General features: G+C 36.6%; 23 protein-coding genes. 13 read left to right on the forward strand and 10 right to left on the reverse strand.

Features of this window, described 5'->3' with window-relative positions; all coding sequences use genetic code 11:
- Window positions 1–43 precede the first annotated feature (43 nt).
- Window positions 44–787 (reverse strand): uracil-DNA glycosylase, encoded by a 744-nt coding sequence (locus BZG02_RS12705; protein ID WP_101261810.1) that lies wholly within the window; start codon window positions 785–787, stop codon window positions 44–46.
- A 260-nt stretch (window positions 788–1,047) separates the two neighbouring features.
- Between BZG02_RS12705 and BZG02_RS12710 the strand changes: the two genes are divergently transcribed.
- Together BZG02_RS12710 and BZG02_RS12715 are read left to right on the forward strand one after the other, a co-directional pair.
- Complete coding sequence (locus tag BZG02_RS12710; protein WP_101261811.1) at window positions 1,048–1,866, forward strand: 2,3,4,5-tetrahydropyridine-2,6-dicarboxylate N-succinyltransferase; 819 nt, start codon at window positions 1,048–1,050, stop codon at window positions 1,864–1,866.
- Window positions 1,867–1,961: 95 nt separating this feature from the next.
- Window positions 1,962–2,525, forward strand: a complete 564-nt coding sequence (locus tag BZG02_RS12715; protein ID WP_101261812.1) for an L-threonylcarbamoyladenylate synthase — start codon at window positions 1,962–1,964, stop codon at window positions 2,523–2,525.
- A 31-nt stretch (window positions 2,526–2,556) separates the two neighbouring features.
- On the opposite strand, the gene BZG02_RS12720 is transcribed toward BZG02_RS12715, so the two are convergent.
- A complete protein-coding gene (locus BZG02_RS12720) occupies window positions 2,557–3,276 on the reverse strand; it encodes a head GIN domain-containing protein (protein WP_180335715.1) in 720 nt (239 codons plus the stop codon).
- A gap of 191 nt (window positions 3,277–3,467) precedes the next feature.
- On the opposite strand from BZG02_RS12720, the gene BZG02_RS12725 reads away from it, so the two are divergent.
- Complete coding sequence (locus tag BZG02_RS12725; protein WP_101261814.1) at window positions 3,468–3,887, forward strand: acyl-CoA thioesterase; 420 nt, start codon at window positions 3,468–3,470, stop codon at window positions 3,885–3,887.
- Between the two features lie 53 nt (window positions 3,888–3,940).
- Here BZG02_RS12725 and rimM read toward each other — a convergent pair whose 3' ends face one another.
- Window positions 3,941–4,483, reverse strand: coding sequence for a ribosome maturation factor RimM (rimM, locus tag BZG02_RS12730; RefSeq protein ID WP_101261815.1), 543 nt, complete (start codon window positions 4,481–4,483; stop codon window positions 3,941–3,943).
- Window positions 4,484–4,493: 10 nt separating this feature from the next.
- Entirely contained in the window at window positions 4,494–5,039 is a 546-nt protein-coding gene (locus BZG02_RS12735) for a 30S ribosomal protein S16 (protein ID WP_101261816.1), read from the reverse strand.
- A 301-nt stretch (window positions 5,040–5,340) separates the two neighbouring features.
- Between BZG02_RS12735 and dnaE the strand changes: the two genes are divergently transcribed.
- From dnaE to BZG02_RS12755, 4 genes are all read left to right on the forward strand, one after another.
- Window positions 5,341–9,717 (forward strand): DNA polymerase III subunit alpha, encoded by a 4,377-nt coding sequence (gene dnaE / locus BZG02_RS12740; RefSeq protein ID WP_101261817.1) that lies wholly within the window; start codon window positions 5,341–5,343, stop codon window positions 9,715–9,717.
- A 49-nt stretch (window positions 9,718–9,766) separates the two neighbouring features.
- The gene (gene trxA / locus BZG02_RS12745) at window positions 9,767–10,084 is read left to right on the forward strand and encodes a thioredoxin (protein WP_101261818.1); all 318 of its coding nucleotides are present in this window, start codon (window positions 9,767–9,769) and stop codon (window positions 10,082–10,084) included.
- An 83-nt stretch (window positions 10,085–10,167) separates the two neighbouring features.
- Window positions 10,168–11,088, forward strand: coding sequence for a DUF58 domain-containing protein (locus BZG02_RS12750; RefSeq protein ID WP_101261819.1), 921 nt, complete (start codon window positions 10,168–10,170; stop codon window positions 11,086–11,088).
- A gap of 146 nt (window positions 11,089–11,234) precedes the next feature.
- Window positions 11,235–11,957 carry a toxin-antitoxin system YwqK family antitoxin gene (locus BZG02_RS12755; RefSeq protein ID WP_101261820.1) on the forward strand — a complete coding sequence of 241 codons (723 nt, stop codon included), beginning with the start codon at window positions 11,235–11,237 and terminating at the stop codon, window positions 11,955–11,957.
- Between the two features lie 46 nt (window positions 11,958–12,003).
- Here BZG02_RS12755 and BZG02_RS12760 read toward each other — a convergent pair whose 3' ends face one another.
- The 6 genes from BZG02_RS12760 to BZG02_RS12785 all read right to left on the reverse strand — a co-directional run bounded on the left by BZG02_RS12760 (window position 12,004) and on the right by BZG02_RS12785 (window position 18,418).
- A complete protein-coding gene (locus BZG02_RS12760) occupies window positions 12,004–13,077 on the reverse strand; it encodes an endonuclease/exonuclease/phosphatase family protein (RefSeq protein ID WP_180335716.1) in 1,074 nt (357 codons plus the stop codon).
- 4 nt (window positions 13,078–13,081) lie between these two features.
- On the reverse strand, window positions 13,082–14,014 hold the full coding sequence (locus BZG02_RS12765) for a rhomboid family protein (RefSeq protein WP_245868091.1): 933 nt from the start codon (window positions 14,012–14,014) through the stop codon (window positions 13,082–13,084).
- A 20-nt stretch (window positions 14,015–14,034) separates the two neighbouring features.
- Window positions 14,035–14,853: a rhomboid family intramembrane serine protease gene (locus tag BZG02_RS12770; protein ID WP_101261822.1), complete on the reverse strand. Its 819-nt coding sequence runs from the start codon at window positions 14,851–14,853 to the stop codon at window positions 14,035–14,037.
- 95 nt (window positions 14,854–14,948) lie between these two features.
- The gene (gene mutL, locus BZG02_RS12775) at window positions 14,949–16,931 is read right to left on the reverse strand and encodes a DNA mismatch repair endonuclease MutL (RefSeq protein WP_101261823.1); all 1,983 of its coding nucleotides are present in this window, start codon (window positions 16,929–16,931) and stop codon (window positions 14,949–14,951) included.
- A 113-nt stretch (window positions 16,932–17,044) separates the two neighbouring features.
- The gene (locus BZG02_RS12780) at window positions 17,045–17,350 is read right to left on the reverse strand and encodes a hypothetical protein (protein WP_101261824.1); all 306 of its coding nucleotides are present in this window, start codon (window positions 17,348–17,350) and stop codon (window positions 17,045–17,047) included.
- Window positions 17,351–17,614: 264 nt separating this feature from the next.
- Window positions 17,615–18,418 carry an ion transporter gene (locus BZG02_RS12785; protein WP_101261825.1) on the reverse strand — a complete coding sequence of 268 codons (804 nt, stop codon included), beginning with the start codon at window positions 18,416–18,418 and terminating at the stop codon, window positions 17,615–17,617.
- Window positions 18,419–18,613: 195 nt separating this feature from the next.
- Here BZG02_RS12785 and lpcA point away from each other — a divergent pair, with 195 nt between their 5' ends.
- The 6 genes from lpcA (at window position 18,614) to BZG02_RS12825 (ending at window position 25,277) form a co-directional block, all read left to right on the forward strand.
- Window positions 18,614–19,192 (forward strand): D-sedoheptulose 7-phosphate isomerase, encoded by a 579-nt coding sequence (gene lpcA, locus BZG02_RS12790; RefSeq protein ID WP_101261826.1) that lies wholly within the window; start codon window positions 18,614–18,616, stop codon window positions 19,190–19,192.
- Between the two features lie 212 nt (window positions 19,193–19,404).
- Window positions 19,405–20,943 (forward strand): YifB family Mg chelatase-like AAA ATPase, encoded by a 1,539-nt coding sequence (locus tag BZG02_RS12795; protein WP_101261827.1) that lies wholly within the window; start codon window positions 19,405–19,407, stop codon window positions 20,941–20,943.
- 510 nt (window positions 20,944–21,453) lie between these two features.
- Window positions 21,454–21,993, forward strand: coding sequence for a hypothetical protein (locus tag BZG02_RS12805; RefSeq protein WP_101261829.1), 540 nt, complete (start codon window positions 21,454–21,456; stop codon window positions 21,991–21,993).
- A 20-nt stretch (window positions 21,994–22,013) separates the two neighbouring features.
- Entirely contained in the window at window positions 22,014–22,937 is a 924-nt protein-coding gene (locus BZG02_RS12810; protein ID WP_101261830.1) for a DUF4238 domain-containing protein, read from the forward strand.
- A gap of 783 nt (window positions 22,938–23,720) precedes the next feature.
- Window positions 23,721–24,392 carry an inorganic pyrophosphatase gene (locus BZG02_RS12820; protein ID WP_101261832.1) on the forward strand — a complete coding sequence of 224 codons (672 nt, stop codon included), beginning with the start codon at window positions 23,721–23,723 and terminating at the stop codon, window positions 24,390–24,392.
- Between the two features lie 366 nt (window positions 24,393–24,758).
- On the forward strand, window positions 24,759–25,277 hold the full coding sequence (locus BZG02_RS12825) for a GNAT family N-acetyltransferase (protein ID WP_101261833.1): 519 nt from the start codon (window positions 24,759–24,761) through the stop codon (window positions 25,275–25,277).
- The last annotated feature ends 213 nt before the right edge of the window (window positions 25,278–25,490 follow it).

Below are 25,490 nucleotides of genomic sequence, written 5' to 3' on the forward strand. Positions count from 1 at the left end.
CTTTTTAACAGACTTTAACCCATATTAATACAGAAGATATGGCTTATTTGCCTGACCAGTTAATAAGTTGCCTCGTTTTTTCAAATGGATTTATTTTCCCGTAAAGAATATCATTTTCGCGTTGGTAGCACATCATAGGATGGGTAGTTTCTATTTTGTTGGTTATTGTAATTTTTTTTACGATTTGATGTGCATTATTGCCCCATAGGAACCAAATTATCTCAGAATTTGCATTCGCAATATAATGCAACAATTTTTGAGTAAATGGAGCCCAAAGTTTGGCGTGTGAATTTGGTTTGCCAATTTCACAGGTAAAGGCGGTGTTTAGAAGTAGCACATTTTCGTGTTCCGACCAATATTTAAATAGCTGATTTGGTGGCAAAATAGTAAAATCATCCTCCATCACCAGTCTATCTCCTTCGTTAAGTCGGCTTAAAATTTCCGAATACTTAAGAGTTTCATTTGTCGTGGCTTTATAAATACAGCGCAGGATATTTTTTAGGGATACATTTCGAAATTTATCGTGCCACGAATTTAATCCGTTTACTTCAAATGCTCTGCCTGTTGCAACTCCTGATTGTGGATAAGGATCTTGTCCTAAAATTACAATTGGTATTTTATCCAAATTCATTTCTAGAAATCGCAGACTGAGATTTGGTGCTGGGGTCGAAATTTCTAAAGGAATCGACTTTTCAATTTCCGCTATCAAATCAATAATTTCTTCGGTTAGAAAAGAAGTCCAAGTTTGGTGAATGGAAATTTGAGAAAGGAAGCAAGAATGACTCATGTAGGCTACGTTTTTTTTGTAAGTTCAAAAATAGTAAATGCAATTATTAATTAAGAATTGTATTGTAAGAATATTACATGTTCTCAGTCGCTTAAGCTTATTTAGATATTATTTCGTTTCATTTTAAGTACAATCTCTTTCATAATTAGTCAAACTGTTTGGCTATTCTACTTTTTAGACTCTTGAAGACCTTTCTACTTTTATTCTTTTTGACTAGTTTTGTTAGCTAATTAACCAAAATAGATAAGATACAACTGATTATGTACCAGAATTTGAGAGAAAGCATTGAAGCAGCATGGGATAACCGGTCACTTTTAAGTACTCCTGAAGTACAAAAAAGTATTGAGGAAGTAATCGAACTTTTAGACAAAGGGATTCTTCGTACTGCAGAACCGGTTGCAGACGGATGGCAAGTAAACGAGTGGGTGAAAAAAGCAGTGATTCTTTATTTTCCAATTCGTAAAATGGAAACCATTGAAGTAGGTCCATTTGAATTCCACGATAAAATGGCATTGAAAACCAACTATGCCGAATTGGGAGTTCGAGTTGTTCCTCATGCAGTGGCACGATACGGAGCTTTTATTGCGCGAGATGTGGTAATGATGCCTTCCTACGTAAATATTGGTGCTTATGTGGACGAAGGAACTATGGTCGACACGTGGGCAACTGTTGGATCTTGTGCACAGATCGGGAAACATGTTCACCTTAGCGGAGGTGTTGGTATTGGTGGTGTTTTAGAGCCAATTCAAGCCGCTCCGGTAATTATCGAAGACAATTGTTTTATTGGTTCCCGATGCATTGTGGTAGAGGGAGTTCATTTAGAAAAGGAAGTTGTTTTGGGTGCGAATGTAGTACTTACTGGATCCACAAGAATTATAGATGTTACTGGTGAAGAGCCGGTTGAATATAGTGGATTTATTCCTGCTCGTTCGGTAGTGATTCCTGGAACAAGAACCAAGAAATTTGCTGCAGGAGAGTATCAAGTTCCTTGTGCTTTAATTATCGGAAAAAGAAAAGCTTCTACCGATTTAAAAACCTCCTTGAACAACGCATTGCGCGAGTACGATGTAGCCGTGTAATTCAATGAATAAATTAGAATTAGTAATGAGTAATTGAAGCAATTCAATTACTCATTTGCTTGCAAAATATTATCGACGCACATTTACTTACAAACATGCACAACGACATAAAAAAAGCATTGGAAGTGCTTCACGCTGGTGGAGTTATTCTATATCCTACCGATACAATTTGGGGAATAGGTTGTGATGCAACAAATCCCGAAGCAGTAAAAAAAGTTTATGAAATTAAGAATAGGGTAGATTCGAAAGCCATGTTGGTGTTAATGGAGAATCCCAATCGTCTGAATTCCTACATCGACGAAGTTCCCGAAATTGCTTGGGATTTAATTGATACAAATGATCAACCCATGACGCTGATATATCCTGGAGCTAAAAATTTGGCAGCTAACCTTATTAGTTCCGATGGAACAATTGGTATTCGAATTACCAATGAAGAGTTTACGCAAAATTTAATTCAACGTTTTAAGAAACCAATTGTTTCCACTTCGGCAAATAGGAGTGGGGAGCTTTCGCCAGCAAACTTTTACGAAATTAGCGATGAAATAAAAGAAGCGGTAGATTATATCGTGGAATACCGACAAGAGGAGATGGAAAAATGCAAGGCTTCCAGTATCATTAAAATTGGATTAGGAGGAGAAATTCAAATAATAAGACCGTAAGGACACAGTGTTTTATGTCCTTACGGATATCTTACATTCCAATTGATTTTATAGAGCCGGAGCCTGCAGATTTTGAATCTATGGAATCCGGTTTCCCTCTGTAATAAATATCACCACTTCCTGCTACTCTTGCAGTCAGTTTTTTAGTAACATATACCTTGCTATTTCCCGATCCGGATACATGAACATCAACATTTTCCGTTTTTAAATAGCCTGCATCAACATTTCCAGAACCACTAATGTGAATTTCAAGTGCTTCTATTAATTCCCCTTTTAAATGAATGTCCCCCGATCCAGAAATATGACATGCTGCATTGGTAGCCACTAAATCTTCAATAAATATATTTCCGCTTCCGCTGATAACATATTTTGCATCATCTGTTTCTATTGTACTTTTGGCTTGAATAGTTCCCGATCCAGAAACACTGATGTTTTTAATTTGTGAGGAAGAAATGTACACTTCGATATTTTTAAATGAGCTGTTCCATCCCCAGCTTTTATTTTTTTTGCGCTTAATTTTTAAGGTTCCATCTTCAACTTCGGTAATAATTTCTTCTAAATCATCGGCATCGCCTTTTATTTTTACCGAGGTAGAATTTTCCTGAGTAATAAATACTTTGGCTTGTATCGAAAGACTAATTGACTCAAAAGAGCCAATGGTTCGGGTTTCTGTTTTTTGAGCAGTGACCATACTTCCAGTAAAAACAAGGGCAAATATTGCCAATAGGGAAGCGATACTTTTTGTGTTCATATCAATTTGTTTTAGGTGAAAAATCATGTACTATTAAAGGACGAACAAGTCGACTAAAAGTTGCACTAGTATTTTAAATAAGCAGTTATGCGCTTTTTAAACGAGAATTGATTTTCTTAAAAAAGTATAAAAGTTAGTAGCTCATTTACTCTTTTCACTAATTGTATATACATTCGCTTAAAATTTTTACAATGGAATTTAAGCATACAAAGAAAATACAAATTCGTTTTGGCGATATCGATTTAATGGGACATGCCAATAATGGCGTGCAGTTGAGTTATTTAGATTTGGCTCGAATGGAATATTTCCAAAAGGTTTATGGGGAGGTAATTGATTGGAAGGATGCCGCTTTAATTGTAGCTCATTTGGATATAGATTATTTGTCGCCCATATTTCTAAACGACAAAATAGAAGTTCATACAAAAATCTATAAAATTGGAAACAAAAGCGTTTCCTTGCACCAGAATATTGTCGATTGTAAAACAGGAGAAATTAAAACGAAAACATCGCAAGTAATGGTTGCTTTTAGTCCTAAATTAGGCGAAAGCATAAAAGTTCCGGAAACTTTAAAAATTAGAATCCGTGAGTTTGAAGGAAAAATATTGGCTTAATTACTTTCTCAAGTAGAATTCGCACTTATTATTTGGGAAAGGGAAAAGAAGATTTATTCTTCTAGATACATATCAATAAGGCCATCGGGAGTTTCCATCGTGATGGTTTTATTTTCCTCATCAATTTCAATAAAGTTTTCTTCTGCAAAAGGAATCAGTATTTCCTGATTATTAACAGAAATAACCAGTACAATATTTCCAGAGTAATCCTGAATGTCTTCAATTTCACCCAATTCGCCTTTTTCTTCATCAATATAAAGAAAGCCAATCAGTAAATTTGGATCCAAATCATCCGCGTCATCAATAAACTCAGGAACATCCTTCATGGGAATGTAAATGTCACAGCCAATAAATCGCTGTGCTTTAGCTTCCGAATCCATATCTTCTAAAAAAATGCGAACCGAGGAATGATTTCGCGGGCTTATTCCTTTTTTAGGAATAAAAAAAGGAACCAGTCCTCCGTCGATATCGACAAGAACTGATTCCAATTTATTTTTTTCAAGAAGATTGCTGTTTTTTTTGGCAACCAATTCGCCTTTAACTCCATGAGTTTTAGTAAATGTTCCGGCCAAATAACAATCTTCTATTCTAAGCATGCATTTAATATTAAGCTTCAGTTTCTTCTGAACCTTCTTCAGTTGCAGCCTCTTCGCTAGTTGCTCCAGCTTCTTCAGCTTTAGCAGCAGCTTCAGCGTCAGCAGCTCTCTTAGCGATAGCTTCTGCTCTGTTTGAGCTAATTTTAGTTTCAGCTTCTAAACGAGCTTTCGATGCATCATCAGCATTTTTCGAAAGACTATCTTTCTTAGCGTTGATTTTTGCGTCTTTCTCTTTTTTCCAAGCTTCGAATTTTACTTCAGCAGCAGCTTCATCAAAAGCTCCTTTTTTCACACCAGCAAGCAAGTGTCTTTTCATCATTACACCTTCGTAAGATAAAATTGCTCTTGCAGTGTCAGTTGGCTGAGCACCGTTTCCAAGCCAGTTAACAGCTTTGTCAAAATCCAAGTTAATTGTAGCAGGATTGGTGTTTGGATTATAAGATCCAATACGCTCAATGTATTTACCATCACGTGGTGATCTGCTATCTGCTACCACAATGTGGTAGAATGCGTTTCTTTTACGACCGTGTCTAGCTAGTCTAATTTTTACTGGCATAACTTTTTTTTAATAAATGAATAAGTTGTGGTATGCATACCACGATTTATAAGCGCGACAAAGATACTATTTTATTTTTGATAAAAAACAGGTCGCGAAAGATTATTTTGTTGTCTATTAGTGATGTAGGTAAAGTATTAACTCTCAGTGTCTACAGAATAATAAACAGATGTTGGTAATTTAGAAGGAATAGTACATCTATATTTACTAATTTTGCCCTGCTGGATCCCTTTTTTTTATTCCTTATCTTCGCAAACCGCCTCTCATTTTAAGGCATAACTATATTAATTCTGATACTGAGATGTTTTTAATATTTGATACAGAAACTACTGGCTTACCCAAAAAATGGAAAGCACCATTAAGTGATTTTGATAACTGGCCACGTATGGTGCAGTTAGCATGGCAATGTCACGATATGGAAGGGAAATTTCTCTTTGCAAAAAACCATGTTATTACTCCTGATGGGTTTGTAATTCCTGAAGATGTAGTGGCGGTGCATGGTATTTCAACCGAAATAGCTCTGGAAAAAGGAATTCCGCTCGAAGAGGCCTTACTTGATTTTATGGAAGACGTAAGGAAATCGAAGTATGTGGTTGGACACAATGTTTCTTTTGATATAAATATAGTAGGCTGTGAACTTCTACGCTGCGAGAAGGATGAACAGGAGCTGATTACGGCTGCTGCTCTTGATACTATGACTGGCAGTAAGGAATATTGTGATTTAAAGCGGAAAGGGCAGCTTAAAAACCCTACGCTTACCGAGCTTCACATGAAACTATTTGGCGTTCCCTTTGCCGAAGCTCATAATGCTGCCGCCGATGTGGAGGCTACGTCTCGTTGTTTTCTCGAGTTAATAAGGGTTGACGGGTTAAAAACGGAGTTTGTGATGATGTCGGAGGCGGAGATTCAGGCATTTAAACTCCAAAATCCAGAGGCAATTAAGCTGGTAGGAATTAAATACGAATCTTTTAAAGTTAATACTGCTTTCGACGAAATTTCCATTGAAGAGGAAGAACGAAAAAGACGGGAAGCTTTAAAAAATATTACGCCACAAGCTTTTGTGCATTTGCATGTTCATACGCAATATTCCATACTCGACGGAGCTGCTAAAACAGCGAATATTGCTGCGAAAGCCAAAGAAGATGGTATGGCTGCTGTTGCAATTACCGATCATGGCAGTATGTTTGGTGTAAAAGAGTTTCATGTGGCTTGTGGCAGAGCAGGAATCAAACCTATTATTGGGGTGGAAGCTTATGTTGCAAAACGAGGTCATTTGCGAAAGGAAAGTAAAACAGATGCCTCGGGTTATCATCTTATTTTATTGGCGAAAAACTATAAAGGATACCAGAATCTTTTGAAGTTAACCTCCATAGCCCATACCGAAGGGATGTACTACAAGCCTCGTATCGATAAAGATTTGTTAGAAGAATATAGCGAAGGACTTATTGTGAGTAGCGCATGTTTGGGTGGCGAAGTTGCTCAGCATATCATGAGTGGGAATATCGATAAAGCAAAAGAAACTATACTTTGGTTTAAGGATGTATTCGACAGCGATTATTACTTGGAGATTATGCGTCACCCTAATAATGATCCTCGTTTAAAAGGCGATGTTTGGGAAAATCAGGTGAGAGTAAATAAGGTGATTCGGGGATTGGGAGCAGAGCTTGGTGTGAAGGTTATTGCCACTAATGATTCTCATTTTGTAAATCCCGAAGATGCCGAAGCACATGATGTATTGGTGTGTTTAAATACTGGACGTGATTACGACGATACCACAAGGATGCGTTATACCAAGCAGGAATGGTTTAAAACAAGCCAAGAGATGAATGAACTTTTTGCTGATGTTCCTGATGCGCTTGCAAATACGATGGAAGTTGCGGAGAAAGTGGAGGCTTTCGAGCTGGATTCCAATCCAATTATGCCGTCGTTTGATATTCCTGAAGAATTTGGCACCCTTGAAGATTATAAAGAAAAATTTGACGAAGCAACGCTTATTAAGGAGTTTGAAGAAGATCGTTACGAAAAGCTTGGTGGGTACGATAAAATAGTGTCCATTAAATTAGAATCCGACTATCTCGAACATCTCGCATTTGCAGGAGCAAAAAAACGGTATGGGGATACGTTGCCAGATCACGTTGTTGAGCGACTCAACTTTGAGTTGAATACTATTAAAACAATGGGTTTCCCTGGATATTTCCTGATTACCCAGGATTTTATTAACTGGGCAAAAAATAATGGAGTAATCGTTGGGCCGGGGCGTGGTTCTGCAGCAGGTTCTGCTGTGGCATATAGCATTGGTATTACCGATGTTGATCCTATAAAATATGATTTGCTGTTTGAGCGTTTTCTTAATCCCGACCGTATCTCTATGCCCGATGTAGATATCGATTTTGATGATGACGGGAGGCAGGAAGTTCTTGACTATGTGACAGATAAATATGGACACGACAAGGTGGCTCATATTTGCACCTTTGGAACCATGGCCACCAAAAGTTCTATTAAAGATGTAGCACGTGTATTGGGTTTAGAATTAGCAGAAGCAATTCGATTGACCAAGTTGGTGCCCGAAGCACCCAAAATGAGTTTTAAGAAAGCCTACGAAGAGGAGCCAGCACTACTAGAAGAAAAAGATTCTCCCAATCCGCTTATTGCTCAAACTATTAAGTTTGCCGAGTCTTTAGAGGGATCGGTACGACAAACTGGTGTGCATGCTTGTGGTATTTTAATTGGGAAAAATCCTCTGGACGAGCACTTGCCGGTGATGCCTACTAAAGGAGAGGACTTATTAACAACCCAATACGATGGTCGTTTTGTGGAAGATATTGGTTTGTTAAAGATGGATTTTCTTGGTTTGAAAACCTTGTCTATTATTAAAGAAGTACTGGCCAATGTGAAGTTATCTAAGGGACTCGATATTGATATCAATAAAGTAAACCTCGAAAACGAAGAAACTTTTCAGCTTTTTAGTCGTGGCGAAACAACTGCAATATTTCAGTTCGAGTCACCAGGAATGAAGAAACACCTTCGAGCCTTAAAGCCGAACCGTTTCGAAGATTTGGTTGCGATGAATGCCTTGTATCGTCCGGGACCAATGGAATATATTCCTTCGTTTACCAGAAGGAAGAATGGCGAAGAGGAGATTGCCTACGATCACCCAATTATGGAGGATTATTTGAAGGATACCTATGGAATTACGGTTTATCAGGAACAGGTAATGCTTCAATCTCGTGCTTTAGGTGGATTTACCCGAGGCATGTCGGATACCTTACGTAAGGCGATGGGTAAGAAACAGATTGCCATGATGGATAAGCTTAAGGTAGAGTTTATCAATGGATGTCACGACAATCCTAAGTTTATGGAAGGTGTTGGTGGCGATAACGCTAAGGCGGATAAGCTAATTGAAAAAATTTGGTCGGATTGGGAGGCATTTGCAAAATATGCTTTTAATAAATCTCACTCGGTTTGTTATGCTTATATCGCTTATCAAACAGGTTTCCTTAAAGCTCATTACCCAGCCGAATTTATGGCAGCTGTGCTTAGCCGCAACTTATCGGATATCACGAAAGTGACTATTTTTATGGAGGAATGCAAGCGCATGCGAATGCCTGTATTAGGACCAGATGTGAACGAATCTTATGCGCGTTTTACGGTGAATAAAGAAGGTGCAATTCGATTTGGTATGGCAGGAGTGAAAGGTGTTGGAGAACAAGCAGTTGATGATATTATTGAAGAAAGAAAAAAAGGCCCATTTAAAAATATTTTTGATTTTGTTGAGCGTGTAAACCTACGATCGGTAAATAAGAGAACGCTTGAGAATCTTGCAATGTCGGGAGGTTTCGACAGCTTCGGATTAAAGCGAAGTCAGTACTTTCATGCCGATGAAGCAGATGTTACTTTTATGGAATATTTGGTGAAATATGGGAATAAACTGCAGGCGGAGAAAGATAATTCGCAACAAACCTTATTTGGCGATGTAGACGATTATGTAGTTACCCCTCCAAAAATTCCTGAATGTGCAGAGTGGAATAAGTTGGAGCGTTTGAATAAGGAGAAAGAGTTAATTGGAATCTATTTGTCCGCTCATCCACTTGATGATTATAGATTAGAAATAGATTCTTTCTGTAACGCAAGCTTGAGCCAATTGTCATCGGATTTAACAAATTTTAAGGATAAAGATGTAAATATTGCCGGAATGGTTACTGCAATACGTCGAGGGACTACAAAAAATGGCAATCCTTTTGCAATTGTTAACATTGAAGATTTCACAGGCTCGTTTGAAATGGCTTTCTTTGCTAAAGATTTTGTGGAATACAGCAACTACTTTATTGAGGGGTTATCTGTATTTATAAATGGAAGGGTACAAACCCGATCGTGGCCACGAGGTTCCACAGAATTGGAGTTTAAAGTGAAAGGGATAAACTTGCTTTCCGAGGTAATGGAGAAGCGAGTGAAAGAAATTACTATTGAGATTCCCGTGAGCAGTCTTTCGGATGAACTAGTAACCGAAATGGCAAGTTGCATGGAGGAAAGTAAAGGGAATTTAAGGGTGAATTTTGTGATAACTGATGAGCGAAATGTAAGAGTGAAAATGTTCTCAAGAACTTGTAGGGTAAACCTTTCCAATGAATTGATAGAATATTTTAAAAATAATTCTGATATTGAATTCAAAATTAATTAACTTGCACAAGTTAATGATAAAAAAATAAAAAACTTAAAAATAGATTACCATGACAATTGCAGTAAATGATGCTAATTTCGAAGAGGTTGTGTTGAAATCAGATAAGCCTGTGTTGGTTGATTTCTGGGCAGAATGGTGTGGCCCATGTAGAATGGTTGGTCCAATTGTAGACGAGCTTTCTAAAGATTATGACGGTAAAGTTGTAGTTACAAAGATGGATGTTGACAGTAGCCCGGCTACATCAGCAAAATTCGGAATTCGTAACATTCCTACTATCCTTTTCTTTAAAGGTGGTGAAATTGTTGACAAACAAGTTGGAGCAGTTCCAAAATCAAGTCTTGCTGAAAAAATTGATGCTTTATTGTAAGCATTAAATTGTAAAATATTTAGGCATAGGGAGATTCTTTCTATGCCTTTTTTTCTTTATTTCCAGTTTAAATAGATTTTTTTTTGAAGCAACTTTCAGACTTAATACAATTTGAAGCATTTGATAATCTGGAGCTTTTAGCGAAACAGATTGTTGAAGGATTTTTAATTGGATTGCATCGAAGTCCATACCATGGATTTTCGGTTGAGTTTGCTGAACACCGGCTCTACAATAAAGGGGAATCGACCAAGCATATTGACTGGAAACTATATGCTCGCAGCGATAAATTATTCGTTAAACAATTCGAGGAAGAAACCAACCTAAGGGCTCATATTGTTATCGACACCTCTTCTTCCATGCTGTTTCCTTATCAGCAAAAGCACCAAAATAAACTTGGTTTTTCGGTATTATGCGCGGCTGCATTAATTCATCTTTTAAGAAAACAAAGAGATGCTGTTGGCCTGTGTACTTTTTCCGATAAAATTGATTTATTAACACCTGCTAAACTTTCTAATACACATGCAAATTTGCTTTATGCACATTTAGGAAAGCTCTATAATAAAGAAGGAATTGAGAAAAATCGGGAAACCAAAATTTCGGATACCTTGCATAAGCTTGCCGAAGCATTACACAAGCGTTCGTTGGTAATTGTATTTTCAGATTTTATGGGAGACGAAACTCCAAAGGAATTATTAGAAGCCTTGCAACATTTGCGCTTTAATAAACATGAGGTCTTGCTTTTTTCCATTCGAGATCAAGAATTCGAAAACGAATTTAACTTTACCAATCGTCCTAGTCAGTTTATCGATTTGGAAACGGGAGAAAGCATTAAATTAAATCCTTCGGACATTAGAAATATATACAGTGAAAAGCAGAAAGATTTCTTTCAAGAATTAGAGCTTTTGTGTGGTCAATTCTCTATTGATTATTTAAATGCCGATATCCGAAAAGAATTTCATCAGGTTTTACAGTCTTACTTGCTGAAGCGTAAGAAAATAATGTAAAAACAAACATTCTAAATTGCTAAATCGAGTGCAACTAGCCTTCTTATTCCAGTACATTTATTTATTAGAGGAATAATTTTCATCTTCCATACCTTTACATTATTTTTATAGGATACTCACTAATATATTACTAGAGAATCCGCCAAATGAAAAATTGGATGTGCCTATTCGTATTGTTTTTGCTTTTTTCATGTGAACAAAAGAGCGAGAAATCGGTAAATGCTGAAGCATCTTATGTGGAAAATGGAGTTGTAAAGCAGTACGATGAAGCGAATCGACTAAGTGCCGAAATTACTTTTCGGAATGGTGTTCGAAATGGAGTTACTAAAATTTATTATCCTTCGGGCGAGTTGAGCGATGAAATCATTTACGTAGATGACAAGAAAAGGGGAGTTGCCAAAAAATTCCATAAAAACGGGAAATTATATAGCTTAACTCCTTACAGCAAGGACGAAAAGCATGGGATTCAAAAGAAATACTACGCGAACGGCGATATTTGGGCCGAAACTCCTTATTGGAACGGACAAGCGGGTATTGGTTTAAAAGAATACCGACAAGATGGTAGGTTGCGAACAAATTTTCCGACTATCGAAATTCAAAAATTAGTGAAGGAGGATGTAGTAGTTCTCTCCTTGTCGTTAAGTAATTATTCGAAGAATGTAATTTTTTACCTGACAGATTTAATGGAGGATAAGTATATTCCTTTTGAGGCCAAACCTCATTATGCAAAAGCAGGAGTTGCTCGATACGAAATTCGTTATAATCGTGCGGAGGGGATGGATACAACACTCAATATAGTTGCCAAATATCAAACGCAGGATTACAACATCAACGTTTCACAACGCTCCTATCAACTAGAAGTTCAGTAGTGGCAAATTGAAAGCAAAAACTCCTTCTGCTAAAAAGTGTTTTTAGTTATTTTTCAATAAATGATAGTCTCGATAAAATAGGGAAATGATCGGAGTACGGTTTCTTAATTCGTTTGTATTTGTTGCAAAGCGTGTGTTTGTCATGCAGAATGTAGTCGATTCGGAACGATGGAAAATCGCCAGCATAAGTTGTGCTAATACCACGTCCTTTGTCCTTAAAGCAATCACTGAAATCGTCACTTAAGGTTTTGTAGGTAAACGATTGAGGCGTGTCGTTAAAATCACCGCATATAATTGTAGGGTGTGGCGATTGATCGATATGCGCACGAATTATTTGAGCTTGTTTTGCTCTTCGGATAAATGCATAGCGCAAACGGAAGGAAATATCTTTCAATTCATTTAGTTCCTGCTCATCTCCCTTAAATTCTTTTTTATTAATGAATTCGTAATTTTTCCCCACAAAACGATTCGATTCTAAGTGAAGATTATATACACGAAGTATTTTTTTTCCAATTTGTAAATCAGCAAAAATAGCACTGCACAAATTTCCTTTCTCAAAAGGAATCTCGCCATGATGGACGATTGGATATTGAGAGAATATGGCCACGCCAGTACCATGCTTACTGCGAATGGAATGCTTGGAGTTTAGCCGTTTTTTAAGGTTGTTTATAGAAAGTAATCCCGATTTTGTGGTTCTAAATTCTTGAAAACAAATAATTCCAGCCTCCAGGTCTTTGGTAAGCTGAATAATGTTCTCCGGGGTTTTCGGATCTTTCGTCCATTTGTAAATATCAAAAGAACGCACGTTATAACTAACAATTCCAATCGAGTTTTCGATTGCGTTTGATGTTCCCGAAAAGTTAAATTGAATAAAATTGGTAAAGGATTGATATCCTATGAAAATAGCTAAAAGTGGAATTAAAAAGCTCCAACGTTTTCGGATGATCCAGTAAACAACAAATAGAATATTAATAGCCAATAAATAAGGATAGGCCAAGCCCCAAAATGCAGGAGGCCAAAAATTATCCGGATTAATATGAGCCGCCAGATAGGAAATCAAAAGCGAGCCTGAAAATATCAGGCTAAAAATAACAAGTGATTTGTGCAGAAAATTTTTCAAACTATTATTTCTGATTACTGGATTTAAAAAGAATTTCTTTTTCTTCTTTACTTAAACTATCGTAGCCCGATTTAGCAATTTTTTCTAAAATAGCATCTAAGTGTTCTTGATTTTGCTTTTTAAGCTTATTGTACTCTTTGTCGTCCATTTTTTGGGTGTTTTTATAGCTCACCTTCATTTTTCGTTTCTTAAAAAGACTTAAAAATGAATCTGTCATGGCGTTAAAACCAGACGAAATATCTTTTCCCTTTCGCAATTGACTAATGAATAACCAACCATAAAAAGCACCGCCTAAATGAGCAAGATGCCCGCCTGCGTTGCCATCGGCAATACTTAAAACATCGGTAACAATAAAGAATAAGGCGATGTATTTGATTTTTACCGGACCAATAAATACGAGATGAATGATGTGGTTTGGCGCATAAACTACTGTAGCGATAACAATTGCCATAACCGAAGCTGATGCTCCAAGAGCATAGGAGCCAAAAAGAGCATTTTCGAAAACTGGGAATAGATTGTACGCAAAAATATAGGTGGCTGCACCTGTTAAACCGCCAATTAAATAAATACTTAGCAGTTTTTTCTGATCTAAGTAACTAAGGAAAATTCTTCCAAACCAGAACAACCAAAGCATATTCATTAAAATATGCAGAAATCCTTCATGTAAAAACATGTAGGTAAAAACGGTCCAAGGTCTGCCAAGTAAAGCATTGGTTTCGGCGGGTACCGATAACCAGTACACTAAAAATGGAACTTGCGAGCTCTCCAGATTAAACAGAAATGTTAAAACACCCACAATTTTAACAATCAGAAAAACACCAAAGTTGATGTAAATTAGTCTTGTTAAATTACTTCCTTCTTTAAAAGAGTCTTTAATTCCGTCCCAAATGCTCTGGTGGGAATAGGACTGATATGGATTATTGAAATTCATGCTCATGAAATAGCAATCTTAAACTATTAATAAAATCGATTTGAATTTTTCTGCCAATATTTTATCAGGATAAACCCAAAAAGCATACCACCCAAGTGGGCAAAATGGGCAATTCCATCTGCCGAATTCTGAAAGCCTAGATATAATTCAATGGCACCGTAACCAATCACAAAATATTTTGCTTTAATAGGTATAGGAGGGAATAAAAGCATCAATTCCGTGTTAGGAAATAGCATACCAAATGCAAGTAGAATTCCGAAAACAGCTCCCGAAGCTCCAACTGTTGGTACATTAATATTCTCGGTAATCATTTGGTTTACCATGGCAATAGCCTTCTGAGTATCGTAGGGATTACTAGGATTCTCGGACCAACTATTAACAAAATCGGTAACCCAAGGATTAACTTTTCCCATGTGTTCGCGAATAAACTGAAGCATCAAATCGGGCGATGGAGTATTGCTAAATGCATTGGCTGCAGCTTTCATCGAAGAATATTCAAGCCATCCAACAAATGTATGAAGCGCTGCGGCACCAAGTCCGGTGGCGAAATAATAGATTAAAAAACGTTTTGGTCCCCACACACTTTCCAAAACTCGCCCAAACATAAAAAGGGCAAACATATTAAAGAACAAATGGGTGAACCCTCCATGCATAAACATGTGAGTAATGAACTGATGTGGCCTAAAATATTCTGATGCAGGTTGGTGTAAGGCAAAAAGATTATCAATATCAAAACCAAATCGGTCGCCTATCACCATCGTTCCAAGCAGTACCAATACATTTATAATTATCAGGTTTTTTACAACCGGAGGGAGATCCAAAAGGGAAGATCTAAATTGACTCATTCGAATTTATTTTAATATTTTCTTGTTAGCTAACAATAGTTAGACCAATTTATTATTTGTATGCTTTATTAACAAATTTAAGACAGATTGTCACTTTATTTGAACCTACTTTCTAATTCCTGCGACTCAAGAACCGAAATAATTGCTTTGCCATCGGGAGTAAAATTGGGTGTGGCACATGCAAAAAGTTGATCAATTATGGAGCTCATTTCCTCATTGGTAAGTGCTTTGCCATAGTTTAATGCGGAGGCTTTCGCTAAGGATTTTGCAAGATTCTCACGAATTTTTAATTTCACATCCATCTGGTTCGATTTGTAATTTGCAAGTAAATTTTCAACCAATTCTTTTGGTTCACAATTGTGGATATCTGCTGGAGTTCCATTAATAACAAAAGTTTTCTTGCCAAATTCTCGGATATCAAATCCCAAAGCCCTCACATCATCAATAATTACCTGTAAAAGAGTATAATCCGAAGCATTAAGTTCAATGGTTTGTGGGAATAGAGTTTGCTGTGCAATTCCCTGATGATTCTCCAACGAATTCATAAATTTTTCGAACAAAATACGTTCATGTGCTTTGCGCTGATCGATAATCATTAAACCAGAACGAATGGGCGTTAAAATGTATTTGTTTTTAAGTTGAAAAAAGTTTTTTGCTTTTTGAATTTGTTCTTGAGGTTGCAATTTCTTTTGTACAAATTCCTCCATTGGTTTTTGAGGCTGAAAATAATCCGGAATATTCTCACGGTCGATTTTCGCCTGGCTCAATTTTTCCTCGGCTTCTCTTTTAGCAGGCTCTTCGTACAAAGTTTCCCATTTTTCGGGAACTGCTTTTTTTGCAGGACTACTTTGTGCAGGAGGTGTTTTTGCTTTAAATTCCTGATAAAATTGGTTCGACTCAAATGATCTGCGCTCTTCGTCGAATGGATTGTAACTTTTTTCCCCATCAAAAGGGTTGTAGTTTATATCTGCTTCGAATGGGTTGAATTCAGGATTTACCTTAATCATTGGAGCCTCAATATCGGCATTGCTGTCGGCCACAGGAATTTCTAAACTGTTATCTTCATCGAAATCGATGGAAGGAACAATATTAAATTTCCCCAATGCCTCACGAATGGATGCTTGAATAATTTGATAGATTGCTCTCTCATCCTCAAATTTAATTTCTGTTTTGGTTGGATGAATATTGATATCGATAATTTGCGGATCGACCTCAAAAAAGATGAAGTAAGGCGGTATGGTTTCGGGCGGAAGAATTTTATCGTAAGCCTGCATAATTGCCTTGTGAAAATAAGGGTGTCGCATGTAGCGGTTGTTCACAAAAAAGAACTGTTCCCCTAAGTTTTTTTTCGCATTTTTCGGTTTCCCGATAAAACCAGTTAGCGTAACAATACTGGTGCTGGTATTTATACTAATTAACCTTTGGTTCATACCTTTGCCAAACACATTAATTATTCGTTGGCGAATATGGCTAACCGGCAGGTTGTAAATTTCTGTGTCGTTATGAATAAGTTGAAATGCAATTTCGGGATGCGAAAGTACAATTCGATGAAATTCGGTAATGATGTTTCGAAGTTCGGTTGAATTTGCTTTTAAGAATTTTCGGCGTGCAGGAACATTAAAAAAGAGGTTTTTAACAATGAAATTACTTCCATCGCTGCAAGCGGCTGCTTCCTGAGAAACTGCTTCGGAACCATTAATTACGAGGTGAGTTCCTAATTCATCTTCGGTACGTTTGGTTTTTAATTCGACGTTGGCAATTGCTGCAATAGAGGCAAGAGCTTCGCCACGAAAACCCATGGTTCGAATAGCAAACAGATCATTTGCTTTTCGAATTTTAGAAGTTGCATGTCGTTCGAAAGCAAGACGAGCATCAGTAACCGACATACCACATCCGTTATCAATTACTTGAATTAATGTTCTTCCTGCATCTTTTAAATTGATTTTTATAGAGTTACATCCAGCATCAATGGCATTCTCCACAAGCTCTTTTACAACTGAAGCTGGTCTTTGAACCACCTCACCCGCAGCAATTTGATTGGCTACGTTGTCAGGCAGAATCTGTATCAAATCCGACATATAAATTTCTACTTCTAAAGTTTAATTTTTAAGTAAGGTATTTGGTAAAATCTAAATTGTCTGTTTCTCGAAATATCGAAAAGAGACAAGGATAAATTAAGAAAAGGAGAAATTTAAATGATTCCATCCCAACCAAAAAGGTAAATGTATGCTGCAAATGCAAGCAAAACAAAAATAATTAACAATCGAATGTTCGATTTGTTTCTAGCAGAACCAGCATCAACGCGACCATGGCGAAGTTCACTTTTCATTCTGCCTTTTATATTGGGGATGTATTGTTCATTTTCATCCTTCAAACCTAGTTCGCCTCGAATTCTTTTTTCTCTGTCTTCTCTTGCTTCTTTTGCAGGATCCCAATATCTAGGTTGAATATTAAATTTTTTGTGTTCAGGTTTATTAAAAAAACTTGTAAATCCCATGATAAAATGTTTTATACCAGTTAAAATGTAATGTTGTAGGTATAATTCTGAATGTTTTTGCGCCTCAAGCTCTGTAATCTATAACGAGAACACAAATGAATTAGTACAAGCAATACTTTTTGTCTTAAAAAGACGTACAAATATACCGATTTTTTTCCGGATTTTTCTTTTCAAAAATGCATATGTGCGAGTTAAAAAGATGCTGCAAAGCGGAATTTAGGCATGCGAATTTACAACAGATGCTTTATAAATGCCAATTTAAATTTAGTTTAACTTTTTGCCACATTTATAACAATACACAGCATTTTCTAAATGATCTTCGGCCATGCAGTTGCTGCAAACCTGAGTAGATGTGGGTTTTGAGGATAGTTTTGTTAGTTCGGCAGTTACAATTCCGGTAGGAACAGCAATAATGGCATAACCAATTATCATTACCACGCTGGCAAAAAATTGACCTAAGGAAGTGGCAGGAGAAATATCGCCGTAGCCCACTGTGGTAAGCGTTACAATTGCCCAATAAATTCCTCGAGGAATACTAGTAAATCCATTTTCGCCACCTTCCACCAAATACATAATGGTTCCAATAATAATTACCATGGTAAGAACCGCGAAAAGAAAAACCGATATTTTTATTCTGCTATCGCGAAGTGCTCGAATAATGATTGCTCCTTCCTTGGTGTAACGATTTAATTTTAAAATTCGGAAAATACGAAGTAATCGTAAAGCTCTAATTACCATAAATCCATGAGCTCCAGCCATAATAAGTCCTAAGTAGGAGGGAAGTATCGATAGAAAGTCGATAATGCCGTAAAAGCTGAAAATATATGCTTTGGGTTTTTTAACGATCCCAATTCTTAGAAGATATTCTAAGGAGAAAATTGCAGTAATTACCCACTCCGAAATTTTTAGCAGGCTGTGGTAATCTCTTTCGATGGATGGTACACTTTCCAGCACTACTAAAAGGATGCTAAGGATAATAATAACGAGTAACGAAACATCAAATATTTTCCCAATTTTGGTGTCGGCCTCGAATATTATTTCGTAAAGTTCCTCTTTAATAGTACTCATGAATGAAAGAAATTAGAATTTTAAAACATAAACTTACTAAAAAAAAGGATGGAAGAGTATTGATAAGTCTCGAAAAGTAGGAAAAGCAAAGAAATGGATAAAAAACCTTAAAAATGGAAGTTGTGTGAATCGCACAGCTTAAATCTTAAATCTCATTGCTCTTTTTTTTATACTTTTGAGTAAAATTTGAATGATATGATTTTAAACGATATAAAAGATAGCTTTTTGGATGCCCAAAAAGTGTTGAATGAATTTATTTCCGATGAGGCTAATTTTTTAGCCATAGAACGAGCCGGGGATGCCATGGTAAAATCCTTGCAAAATGGAGGCAAGATTATTTCATGCGGAAATGGCGGATCGATGTGCGATGCCATGCATTTTGCCGAAGAATTAACCGGTCGCTTTCGAAACGACCGACCTTCCATGCCTGCAGTAGCAATTTCGGACCCGAGTCATATTACCTGTGTTGCCAACGATTATGGATTCGATTATATTTTTTCGAGATATGTTGAAGGAATGGGACAAAAGGGAGATGTTTTTTTAGGCATCAGCACCTCAGGAAATTCGGCAAACATTCTGAATGGCATTAAAGCGGCCAAAGAAAAAGGCTTATTGGTAGTTGGGTTAACGGGAAAAACTGGTGGCGAAATGGCAGAGTTATGTGATGTTGAAATTCGGGTGCCTTGGAAAAACTATTCCGATCGGGTGCAGGAAATACACATTAAAGTAATTCACTGCCTAATTCAATACATCGAGGCAAAAATGAAAGCCTAATAAGGCAATTGAAAACTAAAGGATTGATTTTATAACCTTTAGTTTTTTACTTATAAAAAATACCTTAAAAGGGATCAAGAGAATGTCGAAATGATATTCTCTTTTTTTTTTGGAGCTGCTTTTTGCACCTATAATTTGAATTATGTGTCGTTTACTTATAGATTATTGTTATATTCATGCCTTGGTTTTGTTAATTAGTAAAAATTATAAATATGCTTGTTAAAACCTATGGTAGTGCGGTGTATGGTATTCATGCCACCACGATAACAATAGAGGTGAATGTTTTTCCAGGAGTGCGTTTTTCTTTGGTCGGGTTGCCCGATAATGCTGTAAAGGAAAGTCAGCAACGAATAGATTCCGCTTTGCGCGAGGTTGGTTATAAAATTCCGGGTAAAAAGATCATTATCAATATGGCTCCTGCCGATATTCGAAAAGAAGGATCGGCTTACGATTTGCCTTTAGCAATTGCGATACTAACCGCCACCGAGCAAATTAATTGCGAAGTGCTTGATAAGTATATAATTATGGGCGAATTATCGCTCGATGGTAGTTTGGTTCCCATAAAAGGAGTACTGCCGATGGCTATTCAGGCACGCGAGGAAGGATTCGAAGGGTTAATTTTGCCAAAAGCAAATGCACGCGAAGCCGCCGTTGTAAACAAGTTAAAGGTAATTGGAGCAGATAGTATAAAAGAAGTGATTGACTTTTTAAAGGGCGATATGGATATTGCCCCTACCGAAGTCGATACGCGAGCAGAGTTTTATGCTCATCTGAATAGTTTTCCACACGATTTTGCTGATGTAAAAGGACAGGAAAATGTGAAGCGCGCTTTAGAGATTGCAGCTGCTGGCGGACACAATATTATTATGATTGGACCCCCCGGAGCAGGAAAAACCATGTTGGCCAAACGAATATCAGGAATTTTACCTCCCTTAACACTTCAGGAGGCATTAGAAACGACCAAAATTCATTCGGTTGCCGGTACTCTCGAAAAAAACAGCGCTTTAATGACGCAAAGACCATTCAGAAGTCCGCACCATACCATTTCGGATGTGGCTTTGGTAGGCGGCGGAACATTTCCACAGCCAGGAGAAATAAGTTTGGCGCATAACGGGGTGCTTTTTTTAGATGAGTTGCCCGAATTTAAACGAACTGTTTTAGAGGTAATGCGACAACCTTTAGAGGATAGAACCATTACCATTTCGAGAGCAAAATCGACTATTGAGTATCCTGCGAGCACCATGCTAATTGCATCCATGAATCCTTGTCCGTGCGGTTACTACAACCATCCCGATAAAGATTGTTTGTGTGGACCGGGAATTGTGCAAAAATACCTGAGTAAAATTAGCGGTCCGCTATTGGATCGAATTGATATTCATATAGAAGTAGTTCCTGTTTCTTTCGATAAAATATCCGATCAGCGATTGTCGGAAAAGAGTGAAGTGATTCGCTTACGAGTTGAAAAAGCTAGAAAAATTCAGGAGGAACGATTTGCCGATCACGAAGGAGTGCATTGCAATGCTCAAATGAGTTCGAAACTTTTGAGAAAACATTGTTTACCCAACGAGGCTGGCAACCAACTGCTAAAAACTGCTATGGAAAAGGTAGGGCTCTCGGCCCGAGCTTACGACCGCATATTAAAAGTTTCGAGAACCATTGCCGATTTGGAAGGCTCAGATACTATCGAAACCGACCATTTGGCTGAAGCCATTCAGTACCGCAGTTTGGATCGCGATGGCTGGGGAGGGTGAGGTTTAATTATGAATGATGAATTAGGAATTATGATCCCGATAATTATCGGGAATGAATTAAGAATTTTCGCGCTGAGGGGCTCAAGAAGAATTATGAATTAAGAATTTATGGCTGAGGGTCTCACTTGTAGTGAGGCTCTCAGTTTGTATTTGAAATGCCTGGGTTTTGAAAAAGACGACAACGAAAGCATTATTATAATGTGTGTATTCTTTGGGCTTATGCTGGTGGGGTTTATTTTTATTCTATCTAATCGAATGTGTATTTTAATTGATTTTCCTTTAATTAGAATAGGTCTGCATGGTATAATATGATTGATTATCAGACTGGTTTGATAGGTTGTGTTTTTGAAGATTAGTTGTTGTGTAAAATTTAGTTCGGCACAAAGTTTTGCACTAGATTTGTAAATGAATTTGAAAATAACCTTTGAGATGATTTAACATAAAAAGTGACAGGTCATAATGAATGGAAAGAAATATAAATTACGTATTAATAATTAAATATTGTAAATAATGTTAAAAGTATTTGACGACCCTAATTTTATTATTGCATTCAGTGCTTTCATGGTATCTCTGTTTGGTATCGGGCTTTCTATCCGGACTTTGAGAATACAAAGAAGACATAATTATGTGTCTCTTATGCCTATAGGGCAAATTGTCTTAGGAGATTATGAGGATGAAATTTTTGTTAAGATATCAAATGCTGGTGTTGGACCATTAATTATAAATAGTGTTGAAGTTTATAACTCGAAAATTTCCAGATCCAACCTTATAGATTTTCTGGATGTTGATATGCCAAGAGGATTAACTTGGAGCGATTTTGTAAAAGAATTAGCTAACAAAGCTATTCGAGTTGATGAAGATATGTATTTAGCTAGAGTTGAATCATTAGATTATTCTGAAGATAAAAGTACAAATTATGACGATTTTAAAAAGAGTACTCGTGCAACTTTAGGAGGTCTGACGATTTTGGTTAAATATTCAGATGTTTATGGGAAGAATCATTTTGAAGTGAGTAGAACGTTAAATTGGTTTAATAGAACTTTAGATTAAGATTCTTTAATTATTATCACATGGCATTAACAAAAAATAATCACTATAATCCTTGTTTTTGGACAGCAAATTGGAATTTCGAGTACTACAAAAGTAAGTCGAATAATCATAAAAGTTTTGATAAACCTAGAAATCAGGTAGTACATTGCTTGAATCTACGAAAAGATGAAATAATTTCACAAAAAGTATGTAATATATTTTTTGAAAAGAAAGCTGGACTTGCCATTGTAACAAAGGAAGCAAGGTTAAGTTACTGCAAAAGATATTTTCCAGAAGAATATCCTAATTATCAAAAACTATCTAATGAAGATGATAATGGTGATCTAACTTTAGATTTTGAGAATCATTTTACAGGTATGGAAGATTTGTATAAGGAGATATTGAATAGTACCATAGAAAATGGAAAAGTGGAAAATATAGCTGAAAAAACAAGTTTATCCTATTTCCTTTTAGTTCAAACTATTCGAAATCATAATACATTGAGGAAGCTTAATAAACATGGTGAATTCTATGGCAGAGATAAATTTGAGATTTTATTATATCTGAAACACAAACTATCGAATAAGGATGAAGTAATGGAAATGATACTCCCATATCTTTCCTCAAAATGGACCTTTTATAACTTGAGTAAGTTTAAATTCCCATTATCGGATTGCCCTATATTAGTTAGTTCTTCTAATATAATGGTTGCTTTATCCCCTAATTTATTACTGGAAATTGAATTAAATAATAAAGTATTACCAAAAGAAATTTGTCAAGTTAAAAAAAGAATTTCTTACTTTAAATATCGACAATTTCAGAAAAGAACAATTGAAAATTCTTCAAGAGAAATTATTTTCGGGGAAAAAGAATTGTTAGAAAATTGGAAAAAATCAAAAATTTATAGAAATCATTTAGATCGTATTTCTAAGTTGTTTAAAAATAAACCCTCACCAGCTAATTAAAGCCGATGAGGGTGAACTTTCCGGTAAAATCCATATGAGACTGGAAAGCATATGTGTATGACAAAACACTATTTTCTAAATGGTAATGTATTGATTTCGCTCAGGTCTCTTGTCTGGATTCCTAAGTCTCGTAAATTGACCAAATTGCGGTCTATATTTCCGATTCTTTAATTACTTCTATTACTTGGTGTATTTGATCGAAGCTTTTCCGGAAAGGGGATTTTTTGCATTGTGCTGTGAATGTATTTTAATATGAATTGCAGACACGCCATGGCATGTCTCTGCGGCATTACGTAAAAAAAAGGATCACAGATCCCAATCTCGAAACCTGCTGATTACAAATCAGCAGGAGCATTTATTTATTGCCTCTGACTTTAGCCATTGTACTATTTCAGATTGTTTATTTTTATTGAATTACAGACACGCCAGGTCGTATTCCTTAGGGATTTCGAAATTGAATGGTTATTTTTTTTACTACTTGAATTTTGCTTCTTGTTACTTGTTACTTTTTTTCTTGCTACTTCCCGCTGGCTTAGGGATTGTAGTGGAAAGCCCGCAGGCAGGCTTGGCTGGTGGGAGGGAATGGCGAGGACTTGTAGCGAAAAGCCCGACCGACTAGAAGGAGGTAAGCCCCAAATGATACTGGCGGAAATCACTCAATTTTTAGAATAGGAGGAAAAGAAAAAGACGATTGGCTCGTTTTTTATATTGTTTTGCTACATTTGCTTTTAGTAAAATAAAAATCGTTGTGCTAAAAACGAAGCATTAAAAGAAACACGTACTATGCGAAACAAATTGAATGATCCAATTGCAAGGTTAATGGGATTGCGTTACAAGTCTCATCCTTGGCATGGACTTGATGTGGGAGACAATGCGCCGGAATCGGTAATGGCTTTTATAGAAATGGTTCCTACTGACACCGTTAAATATGAGGTGGACAAAACGAGTGGGTATCTAAAAATTGATCGACCACAGAAATTTTCGAATGTTGTTCCTGCTTTGTATGGTTTTTTACCTCAAACGTATTGCGGAAAATCGGTTGGTGATTATTGCAGTGAAAAATCGGGTAAGGAAAATATTATGGGAGATTCTGATCCTTTAGATATTTGTGTTTTGACCGAGAAAGCAATATCGCACGGTGATATTATTGCTGAAGTTCGTCCGATTGGTGGTTTTCGAATGATTGATGGTAACGAGGCCGATGATAAGATTATTGCAGTGCTAATTAATGACGCCACTTATGGTGGTTTTACGGATATTAAATGTTTGCCTACAATAATTGTGGATCGGTTGAAACATTATTTTTTGACTTATAAGGATATGCCGGGCTTGGATAGCGAGGCCGAAATAACCCATATTTATGGTGTTGAAGAGGCTCACGAGGTAATTGTTAGGTCGATGAACGATTATAAAACCAAATTTGAGAATTTGGAAGATATATTGCGACACGTATAATCAAGTAGTAATTACGAATTACAAGTTAAACGATAGAAAGCGATGGTTCGAAAGAGCTGTCGCTTTTTTTGTTGTTAGAGAAATGCCTGATTTTATAGATTTGATGCTTGGTGATTGTAGTTTGGGGGAAGCTTATGTGGGGAATGTGAATTGAAATTTACTTAATTGTTGTATTTTAGTGGGAATATGGCTTTTAAGGAGAAAAATTTGTAGAATTGGAAGATATCTGCGAGCTTAAAAGGATGCGTTGTAATTAAAAAAGAAATATAAATATGAAACGTCCACGTACAAAGCTTTCTACACACAGGGGGATGATTATCCCAACATGGTAAGTTCCATATGGCAAAAACTTAAAATTATAAACATATGAAATTGTTTGAAACAGAAAGGCTTTATTTGAGAGAAATATTACCAACGGATGCCGAGAGTATGTTCGAAATGGATTCGGATGTTGAGGTGTATAAATTCCTGGGACGGAGACCAATTCGTGATATTGGGCAAAGTAAAAAGATGATTGAATCGATTCGGGAGCAATACACGAAAAATGGTATTGGTCGTTGGGCAATTGTTGAAAAGGAATCGGGAAATTTTATTGGTTGGACTGGTTTTAAATTGGAAAAAGAGAATTACAACGGACGCAGCGATTTTTACAATCTGAAATTTAGATTGTTGCGTAAGTATTGGGGAAAAGGATATGTTACCGAAGCTACAAAAGCAGCTATTCAATATGCTTTTGAGGAACTAAAATTAACGGAGATTTTTAGCATGACTTTGGTGAGTAACTTAAAATCGCAACGAGTATTGGAGAAACTTGGATTTAAATTGAAAGATAAATTTAACTATCAGGGCGATGATATTACTTGGTACAAATTGGAGAATAAATAATTATTTTTTAAATCCCCAGCTAAAGCAGGGGATAAATGATGAATGGATATGATCGGTGAATTCATGTTTTTGCCTCTGGCTTTAGGCAGAGGATTTTTTAAGCCCCTTTAGAGGTTTGGGGTGTTTTTGGGGAATGGGTTTTTCCGAAAAAGAACAGGCCATGGCATGTTCCGGCAATTTTCGGGTGCAGATTTGTAGAATCGAAAGACAGAC

The sequence above is a fragment of the Labilibaculum filiforme genome (assembly GCF_002843315.1).
Taxonomy (GTDB): domain Bacteria; phylum Bacteroidota; class Bacteroidia; order Bacteroidales; family Marinifilaceae; genus Labilibaculum; species Labilibaculum filiforme.

Bases quoted from the DNA above. Each gene is read 5' to 3' on its own strand.
- BZG02_RS12705 (WP_101261810.1), bottom strand. From the start codon at position 787: ATGAGTCATTCTTGCTTCCTTTCTCAAATTTCCATTCACCAAACTTGG.
- BZG02_RS12710 (WP_101261811.1), top strand. From the start codon at position 1,048: ATGTACCAGAATTTGAGAGAAAGCATTGAAGCAGCATGGGATAACCGG.
- BZG02_RS12715 (WP_101261812.1), top strand. From the start codon at position 1,962: ATGCACAACGACATAAAAAAAGCATTGGAAGTGCTTCACGCTGGTGGA.
- BZG02_RS12720 (WP_180335715.1), bottom strand. From the start codon at position 3,276: ATGAACACAAAAAGTATCGCTTCCCTATTGGCAATATTTGCCCTTGTT.
- BZG02_RS12725 (WP_101261814.1), top strand. From the start codon at position 3,468: ATGGAATTTAAGCATACAAAGAAAATACAAATTCGTTTTGGCGATATC.
- rimM (WP_101261815.1), bottom strand. From the start codon at position 4,483: ATGCTTAGAATAGAAGATTGTTATTTGGCCGGAACATTTACTAAAACT.
- BZG02_RS12735 (WP_101261816.1), bottom strand. From the start codon at position 5,039: ATGCCAGTAAAAATTAGACTAGCTAGACACGGTCGTAAAAGAAACGCA.
- dnaE (WP_101261817.1), top strand. From the start codon at position 5,341: ATGTTTTTAATATTTGATACAGAAACTACTGGCTTACCCAAAAAATGG.
- trxA (WP_101261818.1), top strand. From the start codon at position 9,767: ATGACAATTGCAGTAAATGATGCTAATTTCGAAGAGGTTGTGTTGAAA.
- BZG02_RS12755 (WP_101261820.1), top strand. From the start codon at position 11,235: ATGAAAAATTGGATGTGCCTATTCGTATTGTTTTTGCTTTTTTCATGT.
- BZG02_RS12765 (WP_245868091.1), bottom strand. From the start codon at position 14,014: ATGAGCATGAATTTCAATAATCCATATCAGTCCTATTCCCACCAGAGC.
- BZG02_RS12770 (WP_101261822.1), bottom strand. From the start codon at position 14,853: ATGAGTCAATTTAGATCTTCCCTTTTGGATCTCCCTCCGGTTGTAAAA.
- mutL (WP_101261823.1), bottom strand. From the start codon at position 16,931: ATGTCGGATTTGATACAGATTCTGCCTGACAACGTAGCCAATCAAATT.
- BZG02_RS12780 (WP_101261824.1), bottom strand. From the start codon at position 17,350: ATGGGATTTACAAGTTTTTTTAATAAACCTGAACACAAAAAATTTAAT.
- BZG02_RS12785 (WP_101261825.1), bottom strand. From the start codon at position 18,418: ATGAGTACTATTAAAGAGGAACTTTACGAAATAATATTCGAGGCCGAC.
- lpcA (WP_101261826.1), top strand. From the start codon at position 18,614: ATGATTTTAAACGATATAAAAGATAGCTTTTTGGATGCCCAAAAAGTG.
- BZG02_RS12795 (WP_101261827.1), top strand. From the start codon at position 19,405: ATGCTTGTTAAAACCTATGGTAGTGCGGTGTATGGTATTCATGCCACC.
- BZG02_RS12805 (WP_101261829.1), top strand. From the start codon at position 21,454: ATGTTAAAAGTATTTGACGACCCTAATTTTATTATTGCATTCAGTGCT.
- BZG02_RS12810 (WP_101261830.1), top strand. From the start codon at position 22,014: ATGGCATTAACAAAAAATAATCACTATAATCCTTGTTTTTGGACAGCA.
- BZG02_RS12820 (WP_101261832.1), top strand. From the start codon at position 23,721: ATGCGAAACAAATTGAATGATCCAATTGCAAGGTTAATGGGATTGCGT.
- BZG02_RS12825 (WP_101261833.1), top strand. From the start codon at position 24,759: ATGAAATTGTTTGAAACAGAAAGGCTTTATTTGAGAGAAATATTACCA.